This is a genomic window from Pseudomonas brassicacearum (assembly GCF_918698105.1).
Classification (GTDB): domain Bacteria; phylum Pseudomonadota; class Gammaproteobacteria; order Pseudomonadales; family Pseudomonadaceae; genus Aquipseudomonas; species Aquipseudomonas brassicacearum_F.
The window spans coordinates 17,162-41,150 of the sequence record NZ_CAKKMI010000059.1; the positions used below are offsets into that span (position 1 = coordinate 17,162).

Consider the following 23,989-nt stretch of genomic DNA (forward strand, 5'->3'; position numbering starts at 1 on the left):
AGTATCCGCAGGACGACTCACGAGGTCGCCCTCAAATCCAAAAATGACAACAAATCATGAGGCCAACATGCTTAAACAAGCGGTCATTCCGTTTTTAGTCGGCGCAAGCTTATTAGCCAGCGCACCTTTCGCCCAAGCCGCGACTAACCTGGTGTTCTGCTCCGAAGGGAGCCCGGCCGGTTTTGACCCTGGTCAGTACACCACCGGAACCGACTTCGACGCCTCTGCAGAAACCATGTTCAACCGCCTGACCCAGTTCGAACGTGGCGGCACCGCCGTGATTCCTGGCCTGGCGACCAAATGGGATATTTCCGAAGACGGCCTGACCTACACCTTCCACCTGCGTGAAGGCGTCAAGTTCCATACCACCCCGTACTTCAAGCCGACCCGCGAATTCAACGCCGACGACGTGCTGTTCACCTTCAATCGCATGATCAGCAAGGATGACCCGTTCCGTAAGGCCTACCCGACCGAATTCCCGTACTTCACCGACATGGGGATGGACACCAACATCACCAAGATCGATAAAGTCGACGACCACACCGTCAAGTTCACCCTCAAGGACGTCGACGCCGCGTTCATCCAGAACCTGGCCATGAGCTTCGCCTCGGTCCAGTCCGCCGAATACGCCGCCCAGTTGCTCAAGGAAGGCAAGGCCTCCGACATCAACCAGAAGCCCGTCGGCACCGGCCCGTTCGTGTTCAAGAGCTACCAGAAAGACTCCAACATCCGCTACACCGGGAACAAGGACTACTGGAAGCCTGAAGACGTGAAGATCGACAACCTGATCTTCGCCATCACCACCGACCCGTCGGTGCGCATGCAGAAGCTCAAGAAAAACGAATGCCAGATCACCCTCTTCCCTCGCCCGGCCGACCTCAAGGCCCTGAAGGAAGACAAAGCACTGAAGATGCCTGACCAGGCAGGTTTCAACCTGGGCTACATCGCTTACAACGTGATGGACAAGATCAAGGGCAGCAACGAGCCGAACATTCTGGCCGACCTCAAAGTTCGCCAGGCGCTGGACATGGCGGTCAACAAGCCGCAGATCATCGACTCGGTGTACCAGGGCGCCGGCCAGCTGGCGGTCAACGCCATGCCGCCGACCCAATGGTCCTACGACACCACCATCAAGGACGCCAAGTACGACCCTGAGAAGGCCAAGGCGCTGCTCAAGGAAGCCGGCGTCAAGGAAGGCACCAACATCACCCTGTGGGCGATGCCGGTCCAGCGTCCGTACAACCCGAACGCCAAGCTGATGGCCGAGATGCTGCAGTCCGATTGGAAGAAGATCGGCCTGAACGTCAACATCGTCAGCTACGAATGGGGCGAGTACATCAAGCGTTCCAAAGGCGGCGAGAACCAGGCGATGATCATCGGCTGGAGCGGTGACAACGGTGACCCGGACAACTGGCTCAACGTGCTGTTCGGCTGCGACTCGCTGGCCGGCAACAACTTCTCCAAATGGTGCGACAAGAAATTCGACGGTCTGGTCAAGGAAGCCAAGCGCACCACTGACCAGTCCAAGCGCACCGAACTCTACAAACAGGCACAACACGTCCTCAAGGATGCCGTGCCGATGACACCTATCGCTCACTCGACGGTGTATCAACCCATGCGCGCCAACGTGCAGGACTTCAAGATCAGCCCCTTTGGCTTGAACTCCTTCTACGGCGTCAGCGTCAGCAAATAAAGACAGGCAACGGCGGCGTCCTCAACGTCGCCGTTGCTGTATCTGCCGAGACCAAGACTCAGGAAAACGCCTACATCCAAAAGCACTGCGTACCACAGCAGTTGGTTTAGGACGTATCGCCTTTTCCCACAAGTCTTTCAGGCATTACGCATTTACCGCCTGGCCCACGACTCCTAACGTCGAGGCCTGGATGGCTTGCCAACCCTGCGGCATCGCTACGCAATGGAATGAGCTCAGTGCGCCGGACCTGTCCCCGGAAGGACACCGGTTCACTGTTAAAACACCCCGAACGAGAGAGGGAGCGTCATGCGCCATACCTTGGTTTTATCCGCATTGCTGGGCACCGGCCTGCTGGCCGCGACCTCCGCAGCCCAAGCCGCCGGCGGCAGCCTGGTGTTCTGTTCCGAAGGCAGCCCCGCCGGTTTCGACACCGCGCAATACACCACGGCCACCGACAACGATGCCGCCGAACCGCTGTACAACCGCCTGGCCGAGTTCGAAAAAGGCGCGACCAATGTCGTCCCAGGCCTGGCGACCCGCTGGGACATTTCCGAAGACGGCCTGAAGTACACCTTCCACCTGCGCGAAGGGGTGAAGTTTCATACCACCGATTACTTCACGCCGACCCGGGATTTCAACGCCGACGACGTGCTATTCACTTTCAATCGTATGCTTGACTCGCAGCATCCGTTCCGCAAGGCCTACCCCACCGAGTTCCCGTACTTCAACGGCATGAGCCTGAACAAGAACATCGCCAAGGTGGAAGCGACCGGGCCGCTGACCGTGGTCATGACGCTCAACAGCGTGGACGCCGCGTTCATCCAGAACATCGCCATGAGTTTCGCCGCGATCCTGTCGGCCGAGTACGCCGACCAGTTGCTCAAGAACGGCAAGCCGAGCGATATCAACCAGAAGCCGATCGGCACCGGGCCGTTCGAGTTCAAGAGCTACCAGAAAGACTCCAACATCCGCTACGTCGCCAACGATAAGTACTGGGCGCCGGAACGGGTCAAGCTGAAGAACCTGATCTTCTCCATCAACACCGACGCCTCGGTACGGGTGCAGAAACTCAAGGCCAACGAATGCCAGGTCACCCTGCATCCGCGTCCGGCCGATGTGCCGGCCTTGAAGAACGACCCCAAGCTGCAGTTGATCGAGAAGCCCGGTTTCAACCTGGGCTACATCGCCTATAACACCCGCCACAAGCCGTTCGACCAGGTCGAAGTGCGCCAGGCGCTGGACATGGCGGTGAACAAGCAAGGCATTCTCAATGCGGTGTACCAGGGCGCGGGGCAACTGGCGCAGAACGCCATGCCGCCGACCCAATGGTCCTACGACGACACCATCAAGGACGCTCCCTACAACCCGGAAAAAGCCAAGCAATTGCTCAAGGCCGCCGGCGTCAAGGAAGGCACCGAAATCACCCTCTGGGCCATGCCCGTGCAACGCCCGTACAACCCAAACGCCAAGCTGATGGCCGAGATGCTCCAGGCCGACTGGGCCAAGATCGGCCTGAAAGTGAAGATCGTCAGCTACGAATGGGGCGAGTACATCAAGCGCACCAAGAACGGCGAGCACGACATCAGCCTGATCGGCTGGACCGGCGACAACGGGGACCCGGACAACTGGCTGGGCACGCTGTACAGCTGCGACGCCATTGGCGGCAACAACTACTCCATGTGGTGTGACCAGGACTACGACAAGCTGATCAAGCAGGCCAAGGTCGTCACCGACCGCGACCAGCGCACCGTGCTCTACAAACAGGCCCAGCAGTTGCTCAAGCAGCAAGTGCCGATCACCCCTGTTGCCCACTCGACGGTCAACCAGCCGCTGAGTGCCAAAGTCGAAGGGTTCAAAGTCAGCCCCTTCGGTCGCAACGTGTTCTCGGGCGTCAGCCTGAACCCATAACCGTATAGCCACGCAGCGAGGGTTTCCTCTGGAAGCCCTCACGCAGGCGTCTTGCCTGAATTCGCCGATCAGGCACCATGCAAACGTTTGCTAGCTGTGAATGAGTTGCAAAAACCAATAGCCGTATCACCTAAAAAGACCGGCATCAAAAAGAAAGAAAAGGAGCGTTACCCATGAAACTGAGCAGCACCGCGATACTGGCCCTGGCCATCAGCAGCATCACCGCCACGGCCTATGCAGAATCCCAGAGCCAAGATTTCGTTCCGACCGAACTGGCGAGCACCAGCGCCCAATCCGAAGCCAAGGGTTTCCTCGACGGCCAAAGCCTGTCAGGCACCACGCGTAACTGGTACGCCAATGAGCTGCTGAAGCGGGGCAATTTCAGCTACCAGAAACACGGCGAGACACGTCCCACCGATCGTCGTATCAACTGGGTTCAGGGCACCATTGTCAACTACACCTCGGGCTTTACCCAAGGCACCGTAGGCTTCAGCACCGAAGTCGCTGCCTACAACGCCGTGGTCTTGGACCGCAGCCGCAAGGATATCGCCAACGGCGGTAACCGTACGCTGGCCGAAAACAACGGCGAGGCCGTGGACCAATGGAGCAAGCTGGGCCTGGCCAACGTCAAGGCGCGGGTTTCCAATACCACGCTGACCGCCGGTCGCCAGAACTTCAGTACCCCGATCGTCGATGTCATCGGCAACCGTGCGCTGCCTTCGAGCTTCGAAGGTGTAAGCCTGCACAGCGAAGAGCTCAGTAACCTCTCGTTCGACGCCGGCGTGTTTGACCGCGTATCGCCACGGACCGAACAGAGCCTGTCGAAATTCCGCTCCGAATACACCAACAATAAAGCTGAAACCGATAAGGTCAGCGTCGTCGGCCTGAACTATCAGCCGCTCAAGAGCCTGAAGACCAGCCTGTACGCGTCCAAGGTCGAAGATTTCTGGAACCAGTACTACTTCGGCGCCACCCACGAGTTGGGCGACGCATCGGTGCTGGCGCTGACGACCGGTCTGAACTACTACAAGACCGTGGATGAAGGCAAAAAAGAGATGGGTGAAATCGACAACGATACCTACTCTCTGTCGCTGGGCCTGACCCACCAGGCTCACAGCTTGACGTTCTCCTACCAGGCCGTGAACGGTAACGAGTACTTCGACTACCTGCACGAAACCAACGGCATCTACCTGGCCAACTCCCTGCTGTCGGACTTCAACGGCCCGAACGAGAAATCCTTCCAGATTGCCTACGGCATCAACATGGCCGAATACGGCGTACCAGGCCTCAAGTTCAACGTCTACCGCGCCCGTGGCTGGGGCATCGACGGCACCCACTACACCGGCACCGCCTATGACGTGCGCGGCCTGAACGATGAAAACCACTATGAAACCGGTGTCGGCGCTTCCTACGCCGTACAAAGCGGTCCTCTGAAGGCCACGGCGATCCGTGCCACCTACACAGAACACCGCTCCAGCCGTAATCAACTCGATGGCAGCATCAACGAGTTCCGCCTGGTCACCACCATCCCGTTCAACATTCTCTAAACTGCCACCGGGCGGTCGACTCACGAGGTCGTCCGCCCGGTCTTTTGCCAATTACCCGATTGCAGAGGATTGACGATGAACATGATTCCCCTACGCGCCGCCATCGCCGCCGCATTGCTGAGCGTTGCCGTTGGCGCCACGGCCAAACCCCTGGTGGTTTGCACAGAAGCCAGCCCGGAAGGCTTCGACATGGTCCAGTACACGACTGCAGTCACTGCCGATGCCGTGGCGGAAACCATTTTCAATCGCCTGGCCGATTTCAAGCCCGGCACCACCGAAGTGATTCCGGCCCTGGCCGAATCCTGGGACATCAGTGACGACGGCCTGACGTACACCTTCCACCTGCGCAAGGGCGTCAAGTTCCACACCACGGACTATTTCAAGCCGACCCGCGACATGAACGCCGACGACGTGGTCTGGAGCTTCCAGCGCCAGCTGGACCCGAACCACCCGTGGCACAAACTGTCGAGCGTGGGCTTCCCCTACTTTGAAAGCATGGGTTTCAAGGAACTGCTCAAGAGCGTCGAGAAAGTCGACGAGCACACGGTGAAGTTCAACCTGACCCGCCGCGAAGCACCGTTCCTGGCCGACATCGCCATGGCCTTCTCCTCGATCTACCCGGCCGAATACGCCGACCAGTTGCTCAAGGCAGGCAAGGCCGGCGACCTCAACAGCAAGCCGGTCGGCACCGGGCCGTTCGTCTTCCAGCGCTACAACAAGGACGCCCAGGTGCGCTTCAAGGCCAACCCGGACTACTTCCGTGGCAAACCGCCGGCCGATGCGCTGGTACTGGCCATCGCCACCGACAACAACGTGCGCATGCAGAAGCTCAAGACCAACGAGTGCCAGATCGCGCTGTATCCCAAACCCGATGACATCCCCAGCATCAAGAAAGACCCGAACCTGAAGGTCACCGAGCTGGACGCGATGACCGTCTCCTACACCGCCCTGAACACCAGCCACAAATACATGAGCGACGTACGGGTGCGCAAAGCCATCGACCTGGCCTTCGACAAGGAAGCCTACGTCAACGCGCTGTTCGGCAAGGGCAACGCCACCGTGGCGGTCAACCCGTACCCGCCGACACTGCTGGGCTTCAACCACGATCTGAAGAACCCGCCCCGCGATCTGGACAAGGCTCGCCAGTTGCTCAAGGAAGCCGGCGTGCCGGAAGGCACCGTGTTCACCCTGTTCACCCGCAACGGCGGCGGCCCGACCAACCCCAACCCAATGCTCGGTGCACAGATGATGCAATCGGACCTGGCGAAAGTCGGGATCAAGGTCGATATCCGCGTGATGGAATGGGGCGAAATGCTCAAGCGCGCTAAAAACGGCGAGCACGACATGGTCTCCGCTGGATGGGCGGGCGACAACGGCGACCCGGATAACTTCCTGACGCCTATGCTCAGTTGCGAGGCCGCCAAGAACGGCGAAAACTACGCCCGCTGGTGCAACGAGAAATTCCAGGCGCTGCTCGACCAGGCACGCGCCACGGTGAACCCCGAGGAGCGCGCCAAGCTCTATGAACAGGCCCAGGTGATTTTCAACCAGGACCAACCGTGGATCAGCATGGCCCACACCCGGATGTTCACGGCAATGCGCAAAAACGTAGAGGGCTACGTGATTAGCCCGCTCACCACCAATAACTTCGCCACCACCCAGGTGAAGTAGATAAGAAGACGCCCGGCAACCCTAACCCAGGGATTGCCGGGCACGCCTAACCGGCTGATGAGGTACACCTGAAGATGTTTAGTTTTATTGCCCGCCGACTGGGATTACTGATCCCCACGTTCTTCGGCATCACCTTGCTGACCTTCGCGTTGATTCGCATGATCCCCGGCGACCCCGTGGAAGTGATGATGGGCGAACGTCGGGTCGATCCCGAAATGCATGCACAGGCAATGGAACGCCTTGGCCTCAACAAACCGCTGTATGCCCAGTACCTGGACTACATCGGCAAACTGGCCCACGGCGACCTCGGCGAATCGCTGCGTACCCGTGAAAGCGTATGGACCGAGTTCAGCTCCCTGTTTCCCGCGACCCTGGAACTGTCCATGGCCGCGCTGTTGTTCGCCGGCATCCTGGGCCTGCTGGCCGGGGTGATCGCGGCACTCAAGCGAGGATCCCTGTTCGACCATGGGGTGATGGGCATCTCCCTGGCGGGGTATTCGATGCCGATCTTCTGGTGGGGCCTGATCCTGATCATGTTTTTCTCGGTGTCCCTGGGCTGGACGCCGGTGTCGGGACGGATCGACCTGCTCTACGACATCGAGCCGAAAACCGGCTTCATGCTGATCGACACGCTGCTGGCCGATGAGCCGGGCGCGTTTCTCGATGCGCTGCATCACTTGATCCTGCCGGCCATCGTGCTGGGCACCATTCCGCTGGCGGTGATCGCCCGCATGACCCGCTCTTCGATGCTCGAAGTGCTGCGCGAAGACTACATCCGCACCGCCCGCGCCAAGGGCCTTTCGCCTTCGCGCGTGGTGTTCGTGCATGGCCTGCGCAACGCGCTGATCCCGGTACTGACCGTGGTCGGCCTGCAAGTCGGCACGCTGCTGGCCGGTGCGGTCCTGACCGAAACGATCTTCTCCTGGCCGGGCATCGGCAAGTGGCTGATCGAAGCCATCGGCGCCCGGGACTATCCCGTGGTGCAGAACGGCATCCTGTTAATCGCCTGCCTGGTGATTCTGGTCAACTTCGTCGTGGACATCCTCTACGGCTTTGCCAACCCACGCATCCGTCACCAGCGCTGAGATCAAAACCATGAGTACTCCAACTACCGCGGTAGCAGTCGATCAAAGCCTGCTGTACCCGTCTCCGTACAAAGAATTCTGGCACGCGTTTTCCCGCAACAAGGGCGCCGTGGCCGGGCTGCTGTTCATGATCCTGATCGTGTTCTGCGCGATCTTCGCCCCGTGGGTCGCGCCTCATGACCCGAGCGAGCAATACCGTGACTTCCTGCTGACGCCGCCGGCGTGGCTTGAAGGCGGGCAGATCCAGTTCCTGCTGGGCACCGACGAGCTGGGCCGCGATCTGCTCTCGCGCCTGATCCAGGGTTCGCGCCTGTCGCTGCTGATCGGCTTGTCGTCGGTGGTGATGTCGCTGATCCCGGGTATCCTGCTGGGGCTGTTCGCCGGGTTCTTCCCGCGCCTGCTCGGCCCGACCATCATGCGCCTGATGGACATCATGCTGGCCCTGCCTTCGCTGCTGCTGGCCGTGGCGATCGTCGCCATCCTCGGCCCAGGCCTGATCAACACCGTGATCGCCATCGCCATCGTGTCGCTGCCGTCCTACGTGCGCCTGACCCGTGCCGCTGTGATGGGCGAACTGAACCGCGACTACGTGACCGCCGCCCGCCTGGCCGGTGCCGGCCTGCCACGCCTGATGTTCATCACTGTGCTGCCCAACTGCATGGCACCGCTGATCGTCCAGGCGACGCTGAGCTTTTCCTCGGCGATCCTCGACGCCGCCGCCCTGGGCTTCCTCGGCCTCGGCGTGCAGCCGCCCACCCCGGAGTGGGGCACCATGCTGGCCTCGGCCCGCGACTACATCGAACGCGCCTGGTGGGTCGTGAGCCTGCCTGGCTTGACCATTTTGCTCAGCGTGCTGGCAATCAACCTGATGGGCGACGGGCTGCGCGATGCGCTGGACCCGAAACTCAAGAATGCCGCCTGAGGAGATTCCCATGTCACTGCTAGAAATCAAGAATCTCAACGTCCGCTTCGGCGACGCCACCGCTGTGCCGGTGGTCGACGGCCTGGACCTGACCGTGGAAAAAGGCGAAGTCCTGGCCATCGTCGGCGAATCGGGCTCGGGTAAATCCGTGACCATGATGGCGCTGATGGGGCTGATCGAGCACCCCGGTATCGTCACCGCCGATGCGCTGAACTTCGACGGCAAGAACATGCTCAAGCTGAGCAACCGCCAGCGCCGGCAGATCGTCGGCAAGGACCTGGCGATGGTCTTCCAGGACCCGATGACCGCGCTCAACCCCAGCTACACCGTGGGTTTCCAGATCGAAGAAGTGCTGCGCCTGCACCTGAAGATGTCCGGCAAGGCCGCCCGCAAGCGCGCCATCGAACTGTTGGAAAAAGTCGAGATCCCCGGCGCCGCCAGTCGCATGGACGCCTACCCGCATCAACTGTCCGGCGGCATGAGCCAGCGCGTGGCGATTGCCATGGCGATTGCCGGCGAGCCGAAGCTGCTGATCGCCGACGAACCGACCACCGCCCTGGACGTGACCATCCAGGCGCAGATCATGGACCTGCTGCTGGCCCTGCAAAAAGAGCAGAACATGGGCCTGGTGCTGATCACCCATGACCTCGCCGTCGTGGCTGAAACCGCCCAGCGCGTGTGCGTGATGTACGCCGGCCAGGCCGTGGAAGTGGGCCAGGTGCCACAGCTGTTCGACATTCCGGCTCACCCGTACAGCGAAGCACTGCTGGCGGCGATTCCGGAGCACAGCATGGGCGCCGAGCGCTTGGCGACCTTGCCCGGCATCGTGCCCGGTCGCTACGACCGTCCACAAGGCTGCCTGCTGTCGCCGCGCTGCCCGTACGTGCAGGACAACTGCCGTCAACAACGCCCCGCTCTCGATCCGAAATCCAACAGCCTCGCCCGCTGCTTCTACCCGTTGAACCAGGAGGTGGCGTGATGGCCGTCGTACTTACCGCCCGTGACCTGACCCGTCATTACGAAGTGTCCCGTGGCATGTTCAAGGGCCATGCGACCGTGCGCGCCCTCAACGGTGTGTCGTTCGAACTGGAAGCCGGCAAGACCCTGGCCGTGGTGGGTGAATCCGGTTGCGGCAAATCCACCCTCGCCCGGGCCCTGACGCTGATCGAAGAACCGTCCTCCGGCTCCCTGAAAATCGCCGGCCAGGAAGTGACCGGCGCCAACAAGGCCGAACGCAAGCAATTGCGCAAAGACGTGCAGATGGTCTTCCAGAGCCCTTATGCGTCCCTCAACCCACGGCAGAAAATCGGTGATCAACTGGCCGAGCCGTTGCTGATCAACACCAGCCTGTCGGCCACCGAGCGGCGGGAGAAAGTCCAGGCGATGATGAAGCAGGTGGGCTTGCGCCCCGAGCATTACCAGCGCTACCCGCATATGTTCTCCGGCGGCCAGCGCCAGCGCATCGCCCTGGCCCGCGCCATGATGCTGCAACCCAAGGTGTTGGTGGCGGACGAACCGACGTCGGCGCTGGACGTGTCGATCCAGGCCCAGGTGCTGAACCTGTTCATGGACCTGCAGCAGGAATTCAACACCGCCTACGTGTTCATTTCCCACAACCTGGCGGTGGTGCAGCACGTGGCCGACGACGTGATGGTGATGTACCTCGGCCGCCCGGTGGAGATGGGCCCCAACGAGTCCATCTACAGCCGCCCGCTGCACCCGTATACCCAGGCGCTGCTGTCGGCCACCCCGACCATCCACCCGGACCCGAACAAGCCGAAGATCAAGATCGTCGGCGAACTGCCCAACCCGCTCAACCCACCGTCCGGCTGCGCCTTTCACAAGCGCTGCCCGTACGCCACCGAGCGCTGCAAGACCGAAGAACCGGCGTTGCGGCCGCTCGATAACCGCCTGGTGGCGTGTCACTACGCCGAGCAATTCCTCGACGGCGCGGCGTAAGGCAAAAGGCAAATAGAGCACTTGTGGCGAGGGAGCTTGCTCCCGCTGGGCCGCGAAGCGGACCCTCTTTTTTGGGCCTGCTGCGCAGTCCAGCGGGAGCAAGCTCCCTCGCCACAGATATAGCTCTCACCGCAGGTAAGGCACCCCGCGAAAATGACTGACTATTTCAAACTAAGATTTCCTTTTTCATCCAGAACCTTTTTATTACTCTCCTGAATCCCTACGAATTACCGCGAGCCTCAACCTTCTTTACTTCCGAGTCCTTGGACATCTCTAAGTCAGAGGTGCGTACTTCAACTTTTTCGTTTTCCGCATCGAATATTTCAAAATTAATAACTCCAGACGTTCCGTTATATATATTTTTGTCGGAGTCCCTATAATGCGCCGCTGCTGTCCCTATACCCCCATACTGCTCAATAGCAAAACTTTGCCCTTGTTTAATATCCAGTGTGCGAACAAAAAAATGTAGCCACTCTCCTTTGGCATTAGTGCCTTCAAAGGAATATCCCTTATCGGACGAATTTCGTTGAGCCGAAACATCGGTAGTAGAAAATCCAGACGGTGAAGTCCCCGTCGCCCGCAGCTCGCCTGTAGTAACTTTGGTACTCATCATGCGTCTCCTTGTCCGTTATTAAAACCGCCATTAACGAATACATTTATAGGGGGACGCAGGAACGCTCGTCCACTGTCAGTTCTGACAGGTGAAGAGACTTTATTGCGATAAGCAAATCGCTCCGTTTCAAAAAAAAGCATAACTAAATGCGGGAGGACGACATCCGATATTCTTTATTATCCTGGTAGTTTTCAGCGCTGGACTCCCCCTAAAAAATCAGGTTGTTTAGTTCGGGGACAGGGTGAATATCATCCAGAAATGTTGTGTGCCATAAGGGAGATGCCTACACGGAAACCCGCGCCCCCCACCGTCCGGCTGCGCCTTTCACAAGCGCTGCCCGTACGCCACCGAGCGCTGCACAACGGAAGAACCGGCCCTGCGGTTGCTGGATAACCGGCAGGTGGCGTGTCACTACGCCGAGCGGTTCCTCGACGGCGCGGTGTAAGGCTAAAAGACAACAAAGCACTCAAGGAAGAAAAACACTTGTGGCGAGGGAGCAAGCTCCCTCGCCACAGGGGTAAATCTTCGCCTTGGGTCATGCGCCCTGCATGAAAAACCCCTCCAGCCCCGATTGACTCTCAGTTGGGCCTGGAGGGGTTTTCTTCAGCTCAGAAATCTACGTCTGGCTATCGCCTTCGTCAGCATCGCCCTCACCACCATCACCGCTATCGCCACCGTCGTCGGGCTCCGGATCGTCTATGGTCGAGTCATCGTTATCCTGATCGCCTGGCTCCTCTGTGGTGGTCGCGGCAAGCATCAACCCGCCCTGCGTCACTTGCCCACTCGACGCGTGCTGCTCGTGCTCATCGCACTCCGCCCACGCCGCTGTGGAGCCCAGCGACAACATCACCAACACCTTCAGCAAAAACATCATGCGTAGCAGCTTGTTCATAGCCAATTCCTTCTTTTCCGGATAAAGCCGGGACCTGACGGTGCTCAAGAAAATCTAGTTCTGAACAGGCCGGTTCACCAGATAAGACGCTCCCGAACCACCATAAATGCCCCCGCCTGACAGATTGGTTTCGAATAAGTGTTATCTCCAAACCTACTAACGCCTGGAACCCGTGTGGGAGCAAGGCTTGCCCGCGATGGCGGCGGTACAATCCAACATCCAGGCAAGCTGACCCACCGCTATCGCGAGCAAGCTTTGCTCCCACAGGAAACGGTACCGAACACAAGTTCTGGCCCACTGAAGATCCAGTATGGGAGCGAGCTTGCTCGCGATGACGCCAACACATCCAGCATCCTGGCATGCTGACCCACCGCTTTCGCGAGCAAGCTTTGCCCCCACAGAGGGATCTGTGCCGAACACAAGCTTCTTGCCCACTGAAGATCCACTGTGGGAGCAAGGCTTGCCCGCGATGGCGCCAGTACATCCAACATCCTGGCAAGCTGACCCACCGCTTTCGCGAGCAAGCTTTGCTCCCACAGGAAACGGTGCCAAACACAAGTTTCTGGCCCACTGAAGATCCAGTGTGGGAGCAAGGCTTGCCCGCGATGGCGCCAGTACATCCGACATCCAGGCAAGCTGACCCACCGCTATCGCGAGCAGGCTCGCTCCCACAGAGGGGTTATGGGTGACCGGAGATTGAGGACTGGCACAGAACCAGTGTGGGAGCGAGCCTGCTCGCGATGACGCCAACACATCCAACATCCAGGCAAGCTGACACTCCGCTATCGCGAGCAAGCTTTGCTCCCACAGTTACTTCACAAAGTTCTTTAACGGGAGCTCGCATCCGCGAAAGGCGCCGCCTGCGCTATCGTAGGCCGAAATTCTTCAAAGGCTCCCCGACATGAATCTGTCGCAAACCCTGATGCAACTGGAACATAGCCTTTTGTCCCAAGACACACGGCGTGACGCAGCGGCAATCTCTCGCCTGATCGCCGAGGATTTCATCGAGTTCGGCGCCAGCGGTAGCATCTGGACCAAAGCCGAGGTGGTCGAGCAATTACCTCAACAATCCTTCACTCAACGCACCACCAGCGAGTTTTCAGCCAAACCGCTGTCGGAGCACACCGTGTTGGTCACCTACCGTTGTCACAACCTGTCCGCCGATAGACAGTCATCCACCCACAGCCTGCGCAGTTCGATCTGGCGCAAGCGAGGTGAAGAATGGGAAATGGTGTTCCATCAGGGAACACCCATTCCCCGGTGAAATTGTCCATGTTCAAGACAAAGCACAGGCCATAAAAAACCCCGCAACTTTCGCAGCGGGGTTTTCGGTTTCAACGCTTGATGCTTAGTGGTGCTCCCGCGTCGCGCGGAATTTCACGTCCGGCCAGCGCTCTTCCATCAGCGCCAGGTTGACCCGGGTCGGGGCCAGGTAGGTCAAGTGACCGCCGCCGTCCAGCGCGAGGTTTTCCACGGCCTTGTTGGAAAATTCCTCGAGCTTTTTCTTGTCGTCGCATTCGATCCAGCGGGCGGAGTACACGGTGATCGGCTCGTACGAGCACTCAACCTTGTATTCCTCTTTCAAGCGGCTGGCGACGACGTCGAACTGCAGCACACCGACGGCACCGAGGATGATGTCGTTGCTGCGGGTCGGGAAGAACACCTGGGTGGCGCCTTCTTCGGCCAGTTGCTGCAGGCCCTGGCGCAGTTGCTTGGACTTGAGCGGATCCTTCAGGCGTACGCGGCGGAACAGTTCCGGGGCGAAGTGCGGGATGCCGGTGAAACCCAGGGTTTCGCCTTCGGTGAAGGTGTCGCCGATCTGGATGGTGCCGTGGTTATGCAGGCCGATGATGTCGCCGGCAAAAGCCTCTTCCAGTTGCTCGCGTTCCGAGGAGAAGAAGGTCAAGGCGTCGCCGATGCGCACGTCCTTGCCGGTGCGCACGTGGCGCATCTTCATGCCCTTTTCGTATTTGCCGGAGCAGATGCGCATGAAGGCGATGCGGTCGCGGTGCTTGGGGTCCATGTTCGCCTGGATCTTGAACACGAAGCCCGAGAATTTCTCTTCCACTGGCTCCACGGTGCGCTCGTTGGCGACACGGGCCAGCGGGCGCGGGGCCCAATCGACCACGGCGTCGAGCACATGGTCCACACCGAAGTTGCCCAGGGCGGTACCGAAGAACACCGGGGTCAGTTGGCCGTCGAGGAACTCCTGCTGGTTGAACTCATGGCAGGCGCCCTGCACCAGTTCCAGTTGCTCGACAAAACGGTCGTACTCGTCGCCCAGGTGTGCGCGCGCTTCGTCGGAGTCGAGCTTCTCGATGATCTTGACGTCAGTGCGCTCGTGCCCGTGACCGGCCGTGTAGACGATGATGTAGTCGTCGGCCAGGTGGTACACGCCCTTGAAGTCGCGGTAGCAACCGATCGGCCAGGTGATCGGCGCTGCCTTGATCTTCAGGACCGCTTCGATCTCGTCGAGCAGTTCGATCGGGTCGCGGATGTCACGGTCGAGTTTGTTGATGAAGCTGACGATCGGCGTGTCCCGCAGACGGCAGACGTCCATCAGCGCGATGGTCCGTGGCTCGACGCCTTTACCGCCGTCGAGGACCATCAGCGCCGAGTCCACCGCGGTCAGGGTGCGGTAGGTATCTTCGGAGAAGTCTTCGTGGCCCGGGGTGTCGAGCAGGTTGATCATGTGATCGCGATACGGGAACTGCATGACCGACGTGGTAATGGAGATACCCCGTTGCTTTTCCATTTCCATCCAGTCGGAGGTGGCATGGCGGTCGGATTTGCGAGATTTCACCGTGCCGGCGACCGCAATCGCCTTGCCCATCAGCAAGAGCTTCTCGGTGATGGTGGTCTTACCGGCATCGGGGTGGGAAATAATGGCGAAAGTGCGGCGTTTCGCGACTTCGGCGGCCTGTTTGGTCATGGGAAATCGCCTGGCAGGTGATTCAAAAAAGGGCGGCGATTATAGCTCAACTTGTGCCAGGAACCGAACCGTTGAGCACATCCGGGGTGGCCAAATGCTGCTCTACATGGGAACCTTTTGCCCCGTGGAGGCGTCCACCCCCCTGATACGAGTAACCGTCAGGGGCTGAAAAATCAGCAAGTTAGCCTGACGAGGCTGCGCTCATGGCTCGATTTACCTGCCGTTTTTACCGGCATGGAAAAGAGCTGCTTCTCGCGAACGTTTTCCCGGCAACCCATGATGGTCTGCCGCCCGGGACAGCGTGCGCCGACTGAAAGACAAAGGAGTCCGCCTGTGGCTATCCGCTATGGCAAAGGGCTTATCGGGGGTGCGGTCGTCGTCGCGCTCCTGGCCCTGTTGGTCCACTGGATCGGCATCGATACGATCCAACGCTACCACGACGATCTGCTGTTCTACCTGCAAGCGCACCTGCTGCTGGTACTGGCCTCCATGCTGGCGGCCCTGCTCGTGGGCATTCCCGCCGGCATCGCCCTCAGCCGCCCCGGCATGGTCGGGCGCGCCGAACGCTTCATGCAAGTGTTCAACATCGGCAACACCGTGCCGCCCCTGGCCGTGCTGGCCATTGCCCTGGGCATCCTGGGCATCGGCAGCGGTCCCGCTATCTTCGCCCTGTTCCTCGCCTCGTTGTTGCCCATCGTGCGCAACACTTATGAAGGCCTGAAAAACGTCCAGGGCTCCCTCAAGGAAGCCGCCGTCGGCATCGGCATGACCCCGCGCCAGGTGCTGTGGAAAGTCGAGTTGCCCAACGCGGTGCCGATCATCGTCGGTGGCGTGCGTGTGGCCCTGGCGATCAACGTCGGCACCGCGCCCCTGGCGTTCCTGATCGGCGCCAACAGCCTCGGCAGCCTGATCTTCCCCGGCATTGCCTTGAACAACCAGCCGCAGCTGCTGCTCGGCGCGGCCTGCACCGCCCTGCTGGCGCTGCTGCTCGACGGCCTGGTGACAATGGCCAGCCGCCTCTGGCTGGAACGCGGTCTGCGACCGTCATAAGCCGGCTGGATAAAGGAAATCGTTTATGAAGAAGTTGAGCTTGATACTGGGCTGCGTCCTGCTGTTCGCAGGATTCGCCCAAGCCGCTGAAAAACCGCTGATCCGCCTTGGCGCCCGGGTGTTCACCGAACAGACGCTGCTGGCGGAAATCACCGCGCAATACCTGCGCAGCAAGGGCTACGATGCGCAGATCACCGGCGGCCTGGGCAGCAACCTGGCCCGCAGCGCCCATGAAACCGGGCAACTGGACATGCTCTGGGAATACACCGGCGTGTCGCTGGTGGCCTACAACCACGTCACGGAAAAACTCGACAGCGCCCAGTCCTACGCCCGAGTGAAAGAACTCGACGCAAAAAAAGGCCTGGTCTGGCTCACGCCGTCGAAATTCAGCAACACCTATGCCCTGGCGCTACCGGAAGAAGTCGCGAAGAAGTATCCGCAGATCAATTCCATCAGCCAGTTGAACACGGTCTTGCAGGCCGAGGCCGACGAGAACCACCTAGTCGCCCTGGACACCGAGTTCGCCAACCGCTCCGACGGCCTGGCGGGCATGGTCGAGCAATACGGCATGAACCTGACCCGCAAGAACATCCGGCAGATGGACGCCGGCCTGGTCTACACCGCCCTGCGCAACAGCCAGGTATTCGCCGGCCTGGTGTACACCACCGACGGCCGGTTGAACGCGTTCAAGCTGAAGTTGCTGGAAGACGACAAGCATTACTTCCCCGACTACACCGCCGCGCCGGTGGTGCGCCAGGCGTACCTCGACGCGCACCCGCAACTGGCCGCGCAGCTCAAGCCCCTGGCCGAGCTGTTCGACGATGAAACCATGCGCCAGCTCAACGCCCGCGTGGACGTCAACCACGAAAGCCCTTCCACCGTTGCCGCCGATTTCCTGCGCCAGCATTCCCTGCTCTCAACCCAATGACCTGGAGGAAAAGCCATGGATTTTCTTGACGCCTTTTCCCATCTGGACTGGCCGCTGGTACTGCGCCTGACCTGGCAGCACATCACCCTGGTGGGCATCGCTGTGACCCTGGCGATTGTCGTCGGCGTACCCCTGGGCATCTTCATGACCCGCTTCCCGACGCTCGCCGGCCCCTTGCAGGCCAGCGCCACGGTGCTGCTGACGATTCCGTCGATTGCGCTGTTCGGCTTGCTGCTGCCGTTCTATTCAAAATTCGGCCAGGGCCTGGGCCCGATGCCGGCGATCACCGCAGTGTTTCTCTATTCCCTGTTGCCGATCATGCGCAACACCTACCTGGCCCTGACCGGCGTCGAACCGGGCATCCGTGAGGCCGCTCGCGGCATCGGCATGACCTTCGGCCAGCGCCTGCGCATGGTCGAACTGCCCATCGCCGTGCCGGTGATCCTGGCCGGCGTGCGCACCGCCGTGGTCATGAACATCGGCGTCATGACCATCGCCGCCACCATCGGCGCCGGTGGCCTGGGCGTGCTCATCCTCGCTTCCATCAGCCGCAGCGACATGTCGATGCTGATCGTCGGCGCCGTGCTGGTCAGTCTCCTGGCCATCTTCGCCGACCTGCTTCTGCAATGGCTGCAACGCTCGCTGACTCCTAAAGGACTTCTCAAATGATCGAACTTCAAAACCTCAGCAAAACCTTCAAGAGCAACGGCAAGGACGTCAAGGCCGTGGACTCGGTGAACCTGACCGTCAACGAAGGCGAGATCTGCGTGTTCCTCGGGCCGTCGGGCTGCGGCAAAAGCACCACGCTGAAGATGATCAATCGCCTGATCCCGCCCACTTCGGGCAAGGTGTTGATCAACGGCGAAGACACCACCGGCCTGGACGAAGTGACCCTGCGCCGCAACATCGGCTATGTGATCCAGCAGATCGGCCTGTTCCCGAACATGACCATCGAGGAAAACATCACCGTGGTCCCGCGCCTGCTCGGCTGGGACAAGCAGAAATGCCACGACCGCGCCCGCGAATTGATGAGCATGATCAAGCTCGAGCCCAAGCAGTATCTGCATCGCTACCCTCGTGAACTGTCCGGCGGCCAGCAGCAGCGCATCGGCGTGATCCGTGCCCTGGCGGCCGATGCGCCGCTGCTGCTGATGGACGAACCCTTCGGCGCGGTGGACCCGATCAACCGCGAGATGATCCAGAACGAGTTCTTCGAGATGCAGCGGGCGCTGAACAAGACCGTGATCATGGTCAGCCACGACATCGACGAAGCGATCAAGCTGGGGGACAAGATTGCGATCTTCCGCGCCGGCAAACTGGTCCAGTTCGATCACCCGGACACGCTACTGGCCCATCCGGCCGACGAGTTCGTCAGCAGCTTCGTCGGCCAGGACAGCACGCTCAAGCGCCTGCTGCTGGTCAAGGCCGAAGACGCGGCGGACAACGCCCCGTCGGTCAGCCCCGAAACGCCAGTGGGTGAGGCACTGGAGCTGATGGACGAACATGACCGTCGCTACGTGGTGGTCACCTGTGCCGAGAACAAGGCCCTGGGCTATGTGCGTCGTCGCGACCTGTACCGCCAGACCGGCACCTGCGGCCAATACCTGCGCGAATTCAACGCCACCGCCGCCTACGACGAACACCTGCGGATCCTGCTGTCGCGCATGTACGAATTCAACCGTTCGTGGTTGCCGGTGATGGATGCCGAGCGGGTGTTCCTCGGGGAGGTGACCCAGGAATCGATTGCCGAGTACCTGAGCTCCGGACGTTCGCGCGGGGGCAAGACCAGCATTGTCTCGCCGGCCGAGACAGCGTCGGCCTGATCGGCCACGACTGCCTTTGTGGCGAGGGAGCTTGCTCCCGCTGGGTCGCGCAGCGGCCCCAAAAAAGCGATGAGCGCTTCGCACTGGAGCGCCAGCCCGGTCAAGCGGGAGCAAGCTCCCTCGCCACAAAGGCAAAAGCCATATTGAGCAAGGTCGAAAACCAATCCAAGGGAACATCAATCTGTCACGCAGGTCGGTTACATCATGAGCTGTCGCGGGCCGCACGACGGATGTGTGCAAAAACGCGACATTTTTAGTTGATCTCAGGCCCCTCACGCCCTAAAGTTCGCGCCGAACGTCCATGCTGGAAACGATCCATCCGGCTCAAGTACTGACGACGAGACAGCAAGGCCAAGGGCATCACGCATCCCGTGGCCTTTTTGCTTTCGGCGACATGCCTTGGGAAGTAGGCGAACCAAAGTGGGGATACGGAGGACGTTCACGGGGGCTGCTTGCCCTCACACCCATTGATCCTGATGTTTGCCAGTAGGAGTCCCAAGTATGTCGATCCAGGTCGAAGATTATTTCGCGCGCGAAACCTTCCAGAAAATGAAAGCGTTCGCCGACAAGCAGGAAACCCCGTTCGTGGTGATCGACACTGCGATGATCTCCCAGGCCTATGACGACCTGCGCGCCGGTTTCGAATTCGCCAAGGTCTACTACGCGGTCAAGGCCAACCCGGCGGTAGAAATCATCGACCTGCTCAAGGATAAAGGCTCGAACTTCGACATCGCCTCGATCTATGAGCTGGACAAGGTCATGAGCCGTGGCGTCGGCCCGGACCGGATCAGCTACGGCAACACCATCAAGAAATCCCGCGACATTCGCTACTTCTACGAGAAGGGCGTGCGCCTGTATGCCACCGACTCCGAAGCTGACTTGCGCAACATCGCCAAGGCCGCGCCGGGCTCGAAAGTCTATGTACGGATCCTCACCGAAGGCTCGACCACCGCTGACTGGCCGTTGTCGCGCAAGTTCGGCTGCCAGACCGACATGGCCATGGACCTGCTGATCCTGGCCCGCGACCTGGGCCTGGTGCCGTACGGCATTTCGTTCCACGTCGGCTCGCAACAGCGCGACATCAGCGTCTGGGACGCGGCTATCGCCAAGGTCAAGGTGATCTTCGAACGCCTGAAGGAAGAAGACGGCATCGTCCTGAAGCTGATCAACATGGGGGGTGGCTTTCCGGCCAACTACATCACCCGCACCAACAGCCTGGAAACCTACGCTGAAGAGATCATCCGCTTCCTCAAGGAAGACTTCGGCGACGACCTGCCGGAAATCATCCTGGAGCCGGGCCGTTCGTTGATCGCCAACGCCGGCATCCTGGTCAGCGAAGTGGTGCTGGTGGCGCGTAAATCCCGTACCGCCGTCGAGCGTTGGGTGTACACGGATGTGGGCAAGTTCTCCGGCCTGATCGAAACCATGGACGAAGCCATCAAGTTTCCGATCTGGACCGAGAAGAAAGGTGAAATGGAAGAAGTGGTCATCGCCGGCCCTACCTGCGACAGCGCTGACATCATGTATGAGAACTACAAGTACGGGTTGCCGTTGAACCTGGCTATTGGGGATCGTCTGTATTGGCTGTCGACCGGGGCCTATACCACCAGTTATAGCGCGGTGGAATTCAATGGCTTTCCGCCGTTGAAATCGTTTTACGTGTGATGTGTTTGGGCGCTTGAGCTTATAGTTCTTGCCCTGTTGCGTAATGAAAAACGGCGCTTTTTCAGGAATGGAAAGCGCCGTTTTTTTTGAGAGGGGTATTTTGCCGTGCGGTTGGTGTGTATATCCGTTATTTCGGTAACGGCGGCTTAGGGTTCCGCTCTTACAGCGGCTCACTTTTGAGAAGCGCAAAAGTAAGCAAAACGCTTCTGCCCCACCACTCGGTGCCTCGCTTAGGCTCGGCATGCCCGAACGAAGGCATTGCTCCGTGGGCCCGCCGCGAAGGGCCATCCATGGCCCAGCGCGGCTAACCCGGCATCCATGCCGGGTTGCCCACTCCACAATGCCTGCGTTCGGCCAGCATGGTTAACGGGGCGCCGAGATCAACGTCCACCGCGAGGCGGCCTAACAGCCGACCTGGCTCTCCCGCTCGTACACCCATTAGATCTGTGGGAGCAAAGCTTGCTCGCGAATACGGTGTTCCAGTCGATGAAGATGTTGGATGTGCTGACCTCTTCGCGAGCAAGCTCGCTCCCACAGGATTTCGTCGCTCAGGTCATCACTGGCCGCTCATGCAAATGATCGGGGCTTTTAAGTGTGTTTATGAATGGTTCTCGATAACACACGGCATAATGCGCACCGTGATGAACAGTAATGGATGAACAAGGCGGGCTACGTGTTGAAGAAAACCCTGTTCCAGTTGCACTGGTTGTTCGGCATCAGTGCCGGGCTGGTCCTGGCGTTGATGGGCGTTACCGGGGCGGTGGTGTCGTTCCAGAATGAAATCCTGCGGGCCTTGAATCCACAAGTGCTTATGGTCGAGAAGCAGCCGGCCGGCGTCCTGCCGCCCGCCGAACTGGTGGAACAGATCGAGGCCACCTCCGGCAAGACCGTGGCCATGCTCTGGGTCGAGACCGACAGCGGCAACGCCGCGCGGGTGATCTTTGCGGCGCCTCCTGGGGAAAAACGCGGCGCCATGCGCTATTTCAATCCTTACAACGCGCAGTTCATGGGCGATGTGACGGGCCAGGACTTCTTCGGTCTGATGCTCAGGTTGCACCGCGTCCTGACCCTGGATGATGTTGGTCGGCAAATCACCGGTGCCTGCACGCTGATCCTGGTGTTTTTCTGCCTGTCCGGGCTGTACCTGCGTTGGCCGCGCCAATGGAAAAGCTGGCGCGCCTGGCTGACCCTCGACTGGGGGAAAAAAGGCCGGAGCTTCAATTGGGACCTGCACTCGGTGGCGGGCACCTGGTGCCTGGTGTTCTATCTGCTGGCGGCGCTGACCGGGCTGACCTGGTCCTACGAGTGGTACAACAAAGGCGTGACCCGCCTGCTTTCCGATTCACCGAACGACGAACGGGTACGCAATCGCGGCCCGGTGCCGAGCGGCCCACTTCCCGTGGCCGACTACCGGGCCATGTGGAGCAGCATCTACAGCGCCGCCGGCCCGGGCCTGTCGGCCTATAACGTGCGCATGCCGCCCGTGGCCGGACAACCGGCGACCGTGTTCTACCTGCTGAAAAACTCGCCCCACGACCGGGCGCTGAACCAGCTCACCCTCGACCCGGCCACCGGCGTCATCAGCCAGCACAGCCGCTACAGCGACAAGCGCCTCAAGGCGCAGTTGCTGACCAGTGTCTATGCCCTGCATGTCGGCAGTTACTTCGGCCTGGTCGGGCGGGTCCTGATGACCGTCGCCGCGCTGACCATGCCGCTGTTCTTCATCACCGGCTGGTTGCTGTACCTGGACCGCCGCCGCAAGAAGCGCCACGTCAGAAACGCCCGCCAGGCCCTGATCGCCAACACGGGCAATGCGCCGGCCTGGCTGATCGGCTTCGCCAGCCAAAGCGGTTTTGCCGAGCGACTGGCCTGGCAGACCGCCGGCCAACTCCAGGCCGCCGGCTTGCCGGTGAACGTCCAGCCACTGGCCGGCGTTCGTGAGCAGGACCTGAACGACGCCACCCATGCGCTGTTTGTCGTCAGCACCTTTGGCGACGGCGAAGGACCGGACAGTGCCCGCGGTTTCGAACGCAAGGTGCTGGGCCAGGCCTTGAGCCTGGAGCGCCTGCAGTATTCGGTGCTAGGCCTGGGCGACCGACAATATGAACACTTCTGCGGCTTCGCCCGGCGCCTGCACGCCTGGCTGGCGGAACACGGCGGCAAGACCCTGTTCGCGCCGGTGGAAGTGGACAGCGGCGACCCTTACGCCCTGCGTCACTGGCAACAACAATTGGCGGAGCTGACCGGCCAAGCCCCGCTGGACACTTGGCAGGCACCAAGCTTCGAGAACTGGACACTCAGCCAGCGCACTCTGCTCAACCCCGACAGCAGCGGCTCGGGCGTGTACCTGCTGGGCCTCACCGCCCCGGGCCCGAGCAGTTGGCTGGCCGGTGACCTGGTGCAAATCCTGCCGCGCAATGACCTGTTGGCCATCGAACATTTGCTCGACGGGCTCGGCCTCTCCGGCCACGCGCGCGTGCAGGTCGATGGCCTGTCCCAGAGCCTTGACCAGGCCCTGGCAACCCGACAACTGCCGGAAAACCGCGCCCACCTGGTCGGCCTGCATGCCCAGGCGCTGGTGGATGCCCTGGCACCGCTGGCGATACGCGAGTACTCCATCGCCTCGATCCCGGCCGACGGTATGCTGGAGCTGATCGTGCGCCAGGAACGTCACGCCGACGGCAGCCTGGGCGTCGGTTCCGGCTGGCTGACCGAACACGCACCACTGGGCAGCGCCGTCAGCCTGCGGCTGCGCCGCAACAGCAGCTTCCATCTGCCGGCCCAGGGTGTGCCGATGATCCTGCTGGGCAACGGCACCGGTCTGGCCGGCTTGCGCAGCCTGCTCAAGGCGCGCGTCACCGAGGGCATGCAGCGTAACTGGCTGCTGTTTGGTGAGCGCAACCGCGAACACGATTTCCACTGCCGCGATGAGCTGCAGGAGTGGGTGACCTCAGGCGACCTGGAACGCCTGGACCTGGCCTTCTCCCGGGATCAGAAACAGAAAGTCTACGTCCAGGACCGCCTGCTGGAATCGGCCGCGCTGCTCAAGCAATGGCTGGCCGACGGCGCGGTGATCTATGTCTGCGGCAGCTTGCAGGGCATGGCATCCGGGGTGGATCACGTGCTCAACAACGTGCTGGGGCGCGAGGAAGTGGAACGGCTGATCGAGCAGGGGCGGTATCGGCGGGATGTCTACTGACAGACACTTAACTTGAATGCACATTAAGCCCCCTGTGGGAGCGAGCTTGCTCGCGATGGCGGGTCGTCAGCCAACACTTCATTGAATGACACACCGCCATCG

18 protein-coding genes and 1 pseudogene are annotated in these 23,989 nt (G+C 60.5%); 16 read left to right on the forward strand and 3 right to left on the reverse strand.

The window, feature by feature from the left end:
- The first annotated feature begins 67 nt into the window (after positions 1-67).
- The 8 genes from LQ215_RS21060 (at position 68) to LQ215_RS21095 (ending at position 10,785) form a co-directional block, all read left to right on the forward strand.
- Positions 68-1,693, forward strand: coding sequence for an ABC transporter substrate-binding protein (locus LQ215_RS21060; RefSeq protein WP_230152423.1), 1,626 nt, complete (start codon positions 68-70; stop codon positions 1,691-1,693).
- Positions 1,694-1,999: 306 nt separating this feature from the next.
- Complete coding sequence (locus LQ215_RS21065; RefSeq protein ID WP_230152424.1) at positions 2,000-3,601, forward strand: ABC transporter substrate-binding protein; 1,602 nt, start codon at positions 2,000-2,002, stop codon at positions 3,599-3,601.
- A gap of 173 nt (positions 3,602-3,774) precedes the next feature.
- On the forward strand, positions 3,775-5,148 hold the full coding sequence (locus LQ215_RS21070; RefSeq protein WP_230152425.1) for an OprD family porin: 1,374 nt from the start codon (positions 3,775-3,777) through the stop codon (positions 5,146-5,148).
- Between the two features lie 75 nt (positions 5,149-5,223).
- Entirely contained in the window at positions 5,224-6,819 is a 1,596-nt protein-coding gene (locus LQ215_RS21075; RefSeq protein ID WP_230152426.1) for an ABC transporter substrate-binding protein, read from the forward strand.
- Positions 6,820-6,893: 74 nt separating this feature from the next.
- Positions 6,894-7,904: an ABC transporter permease subunit gene (locus LQ215_RS21080; protein WP_014336601.1), complete on the forward strand. Its 1,011-nt coding sequence runs from the start codon at positions 6,894-6,896 to the stop codon at positions 7,902-7,904.
- A gap of 10 nt (positions 7,905-7,914) precedes the next feature.
- Positions 7,915-8,826, forward strand: coding sequence for an ABC transporter permease subunit (locus LQ215_RS21085; protein WP_230152427.1), 912 nt, complete (start codon positions 7,915-7,917; stop codon positions 8,824-8,826).
- A gap of 10 nt (positions 8,827-8,836) precedes the next feature.
- The gene (locus LQ215_RS21090) at positions 8,837-9,805 is read left to right on the forward strand and encodes an ABC transporter ATP-binding protein (protein ID WP_230152428.1); all 969 of its coding nucleotides are present in this window, start codon (positions 8,837-8,839) and stop codon (positions 9,803-9,805) included.
- Positions 9,805-10,785 (forward strand): peptide ABC transporter ATP-binding protein, encoded by a 981-nt coding sequence (locus LQ215_RS21095; protein ID WP_028237338.1) that lies wholly within the window; start codon positions 9,805-9,807, stop codon positions 10,783-10,785. The genes LQ215_RS21090 and LQ215_RS21095 overlap by 1 nt, the downstream gene beginning before the upstream one ends.
- 220 nt (positions 10,786-11,005) lie before the next feature.
- Here LQ215_RS21095 and LQ215_RS21100 read toward each other — a convergent pair whose 3' ends face one another.
- A complete protein-coding gene (locus LQ215_RS21100) occupies positions 11,006-11,395 on the reverse strand; it encodes a hypothetical protein (protein WP_230152429.1) in 390 nt (129 codons plus the stop codon).
- A 295-nt stretch (positions 11,396-11,690) separates the two neighbouring features.
- Between LQ215_RS21100 and LQ215_RS21105 the strand changes: the two are divergent.
- Positions 11,691-11,843, forward strand: a pseudogene (locus tag LQ215_RS21105) (oligopeptide/dipeptide ABC transporter ATP-binding protein); the annotation flags it as partial.
- Between the two features lie 171 nt (positions 11,844-12,014).
- Here LQ215_RS21105 and LQ215_RS21110 read toward each other — a convergent pair.
- On the reverse strand, positions 12,015-12,290 hold the full coding sequence (locus LQ215_RS21110) for a hypothetical protein (protein WP_230152430.1): 276 nt from the start codon (positions 12,288-12,290) through the stop codon (positions 12,015-12,017).
- Between the two features lie 901 nt (positions 12,291-13,191).
- Here LQ215_RS21110 and LQ215_RS21115 point away from each other — a divergent pair.
- On the forward strand, positions 13,192-13,554 hold the full coding sequence (locus LQ215_RS21115) for a DUF4440 domain-containing protein (protein WP_230152431.1): 363 nt from the start codon (positions 13,192-13,194) through the stop codon (positions 13,552-13,554).
- A gap of 84 nt (positions 13,555-13,638) precedes the next feature.
- Here the strand turns inward: LQ215_RS21115 and LQ215_RS21120 are convergent, their stop codons facing one another.
- Positions 13,639-15,222 carry a peptide chain release factor 3 gene (locus LQ215_RS21120; RefSeq protein ID WP_014336596.1) on the reverse strand — a complete coding sequence of 528 codons (1,584 nt, stop codon included), beginning with the start codon at positions 15,220-15,222 and terminating at the stop codon, positions 13,639-13,641.
- A gap of 333 nt (positions 15,223-15,555) precedes the next feature.
- Here LQ215_RS21120 and LQ215_RS21125 point away from each other — a divergent pair, with 333 nt between their 5' ends.
- The 6 genes from LQ215_RS21125 (at position 15,556) to LQ215_RS21150 (ending at position 23,887) form a co-directional block, all read left to right on the forward strand.
- Positions 15,556-16,272, forward strand: a complete 717-nt coding sequence (locus LQ215_RS21125; protein WP_003197761.1) for an ABC transporter permease — start codon at positions 15,556-15,558, stop codon at positions 16,270-16,272.
- Between the two features lie 25 nt (positions 16,273-16,297).
- Positions 16,298-17,200, forward strand: a complete 903-nt coding sequence (locus tag LQ215_RS21130) for a glycine betaine ABC transporter substrate-binding protein (protein ID WP_230152432.1) — start codon at positions 16,298-16,300, stop codon at positions 17,198-17,200.
- Between the two features lie 15 nt (positions 17,201-17,215).
- Positions 17,216-17,869, forward strand: a complete 654-nt coding sequence (locus LQ215_RS21135; protein WP_230152433.1) for an ABC transporter permease — start codon at positions 17,216-17,218, stop codon at positions 17,867-17,869.
- Positions 17,866-19,023 (forward strand): osmoprotectant ABC transporter ATP-binding protein OsmV, encoded by a 1,158-nt coding sequence (locus tag LQ215_RS21140; protein WP_230152434.1) that lies wholly within the window; start codon positions 17,866-17,868, stop codon positions 19,021-19,023. Before LQ215_RS21135 ends, LQ215_RS21140 begins: the two co-directional genes overlap by 4 nt.
- A gap of 501 nt (positions 19,024-19,524) precedes the next feature.
- Positions 19,525-20,688: a type III PLP-dependent enzyme gene (locus LQ215_RS21145; RefSeq protein WP_003197753.1), complete on the forward strand. Its 1,164-nt coding sequence runs from the start codon at positions 19,525-19,527 to the stop codon at positions 20,686-20,688.
- Positions 20,689-21,361: 673 nt separating this feature from the next.
- Positions 21,362-23,887, forward strand: coding sequence for a PepSY domain-containing protein (locus LQ215_RS21150; RefSeq protein ID WP_230152435.1), 2,526 nt, complete (start codon positions 21,362-21,364; stop codon positions 23,885-23,887).
- Positions 23,888-23,989 lie beyond the last annotated feature (102 nt).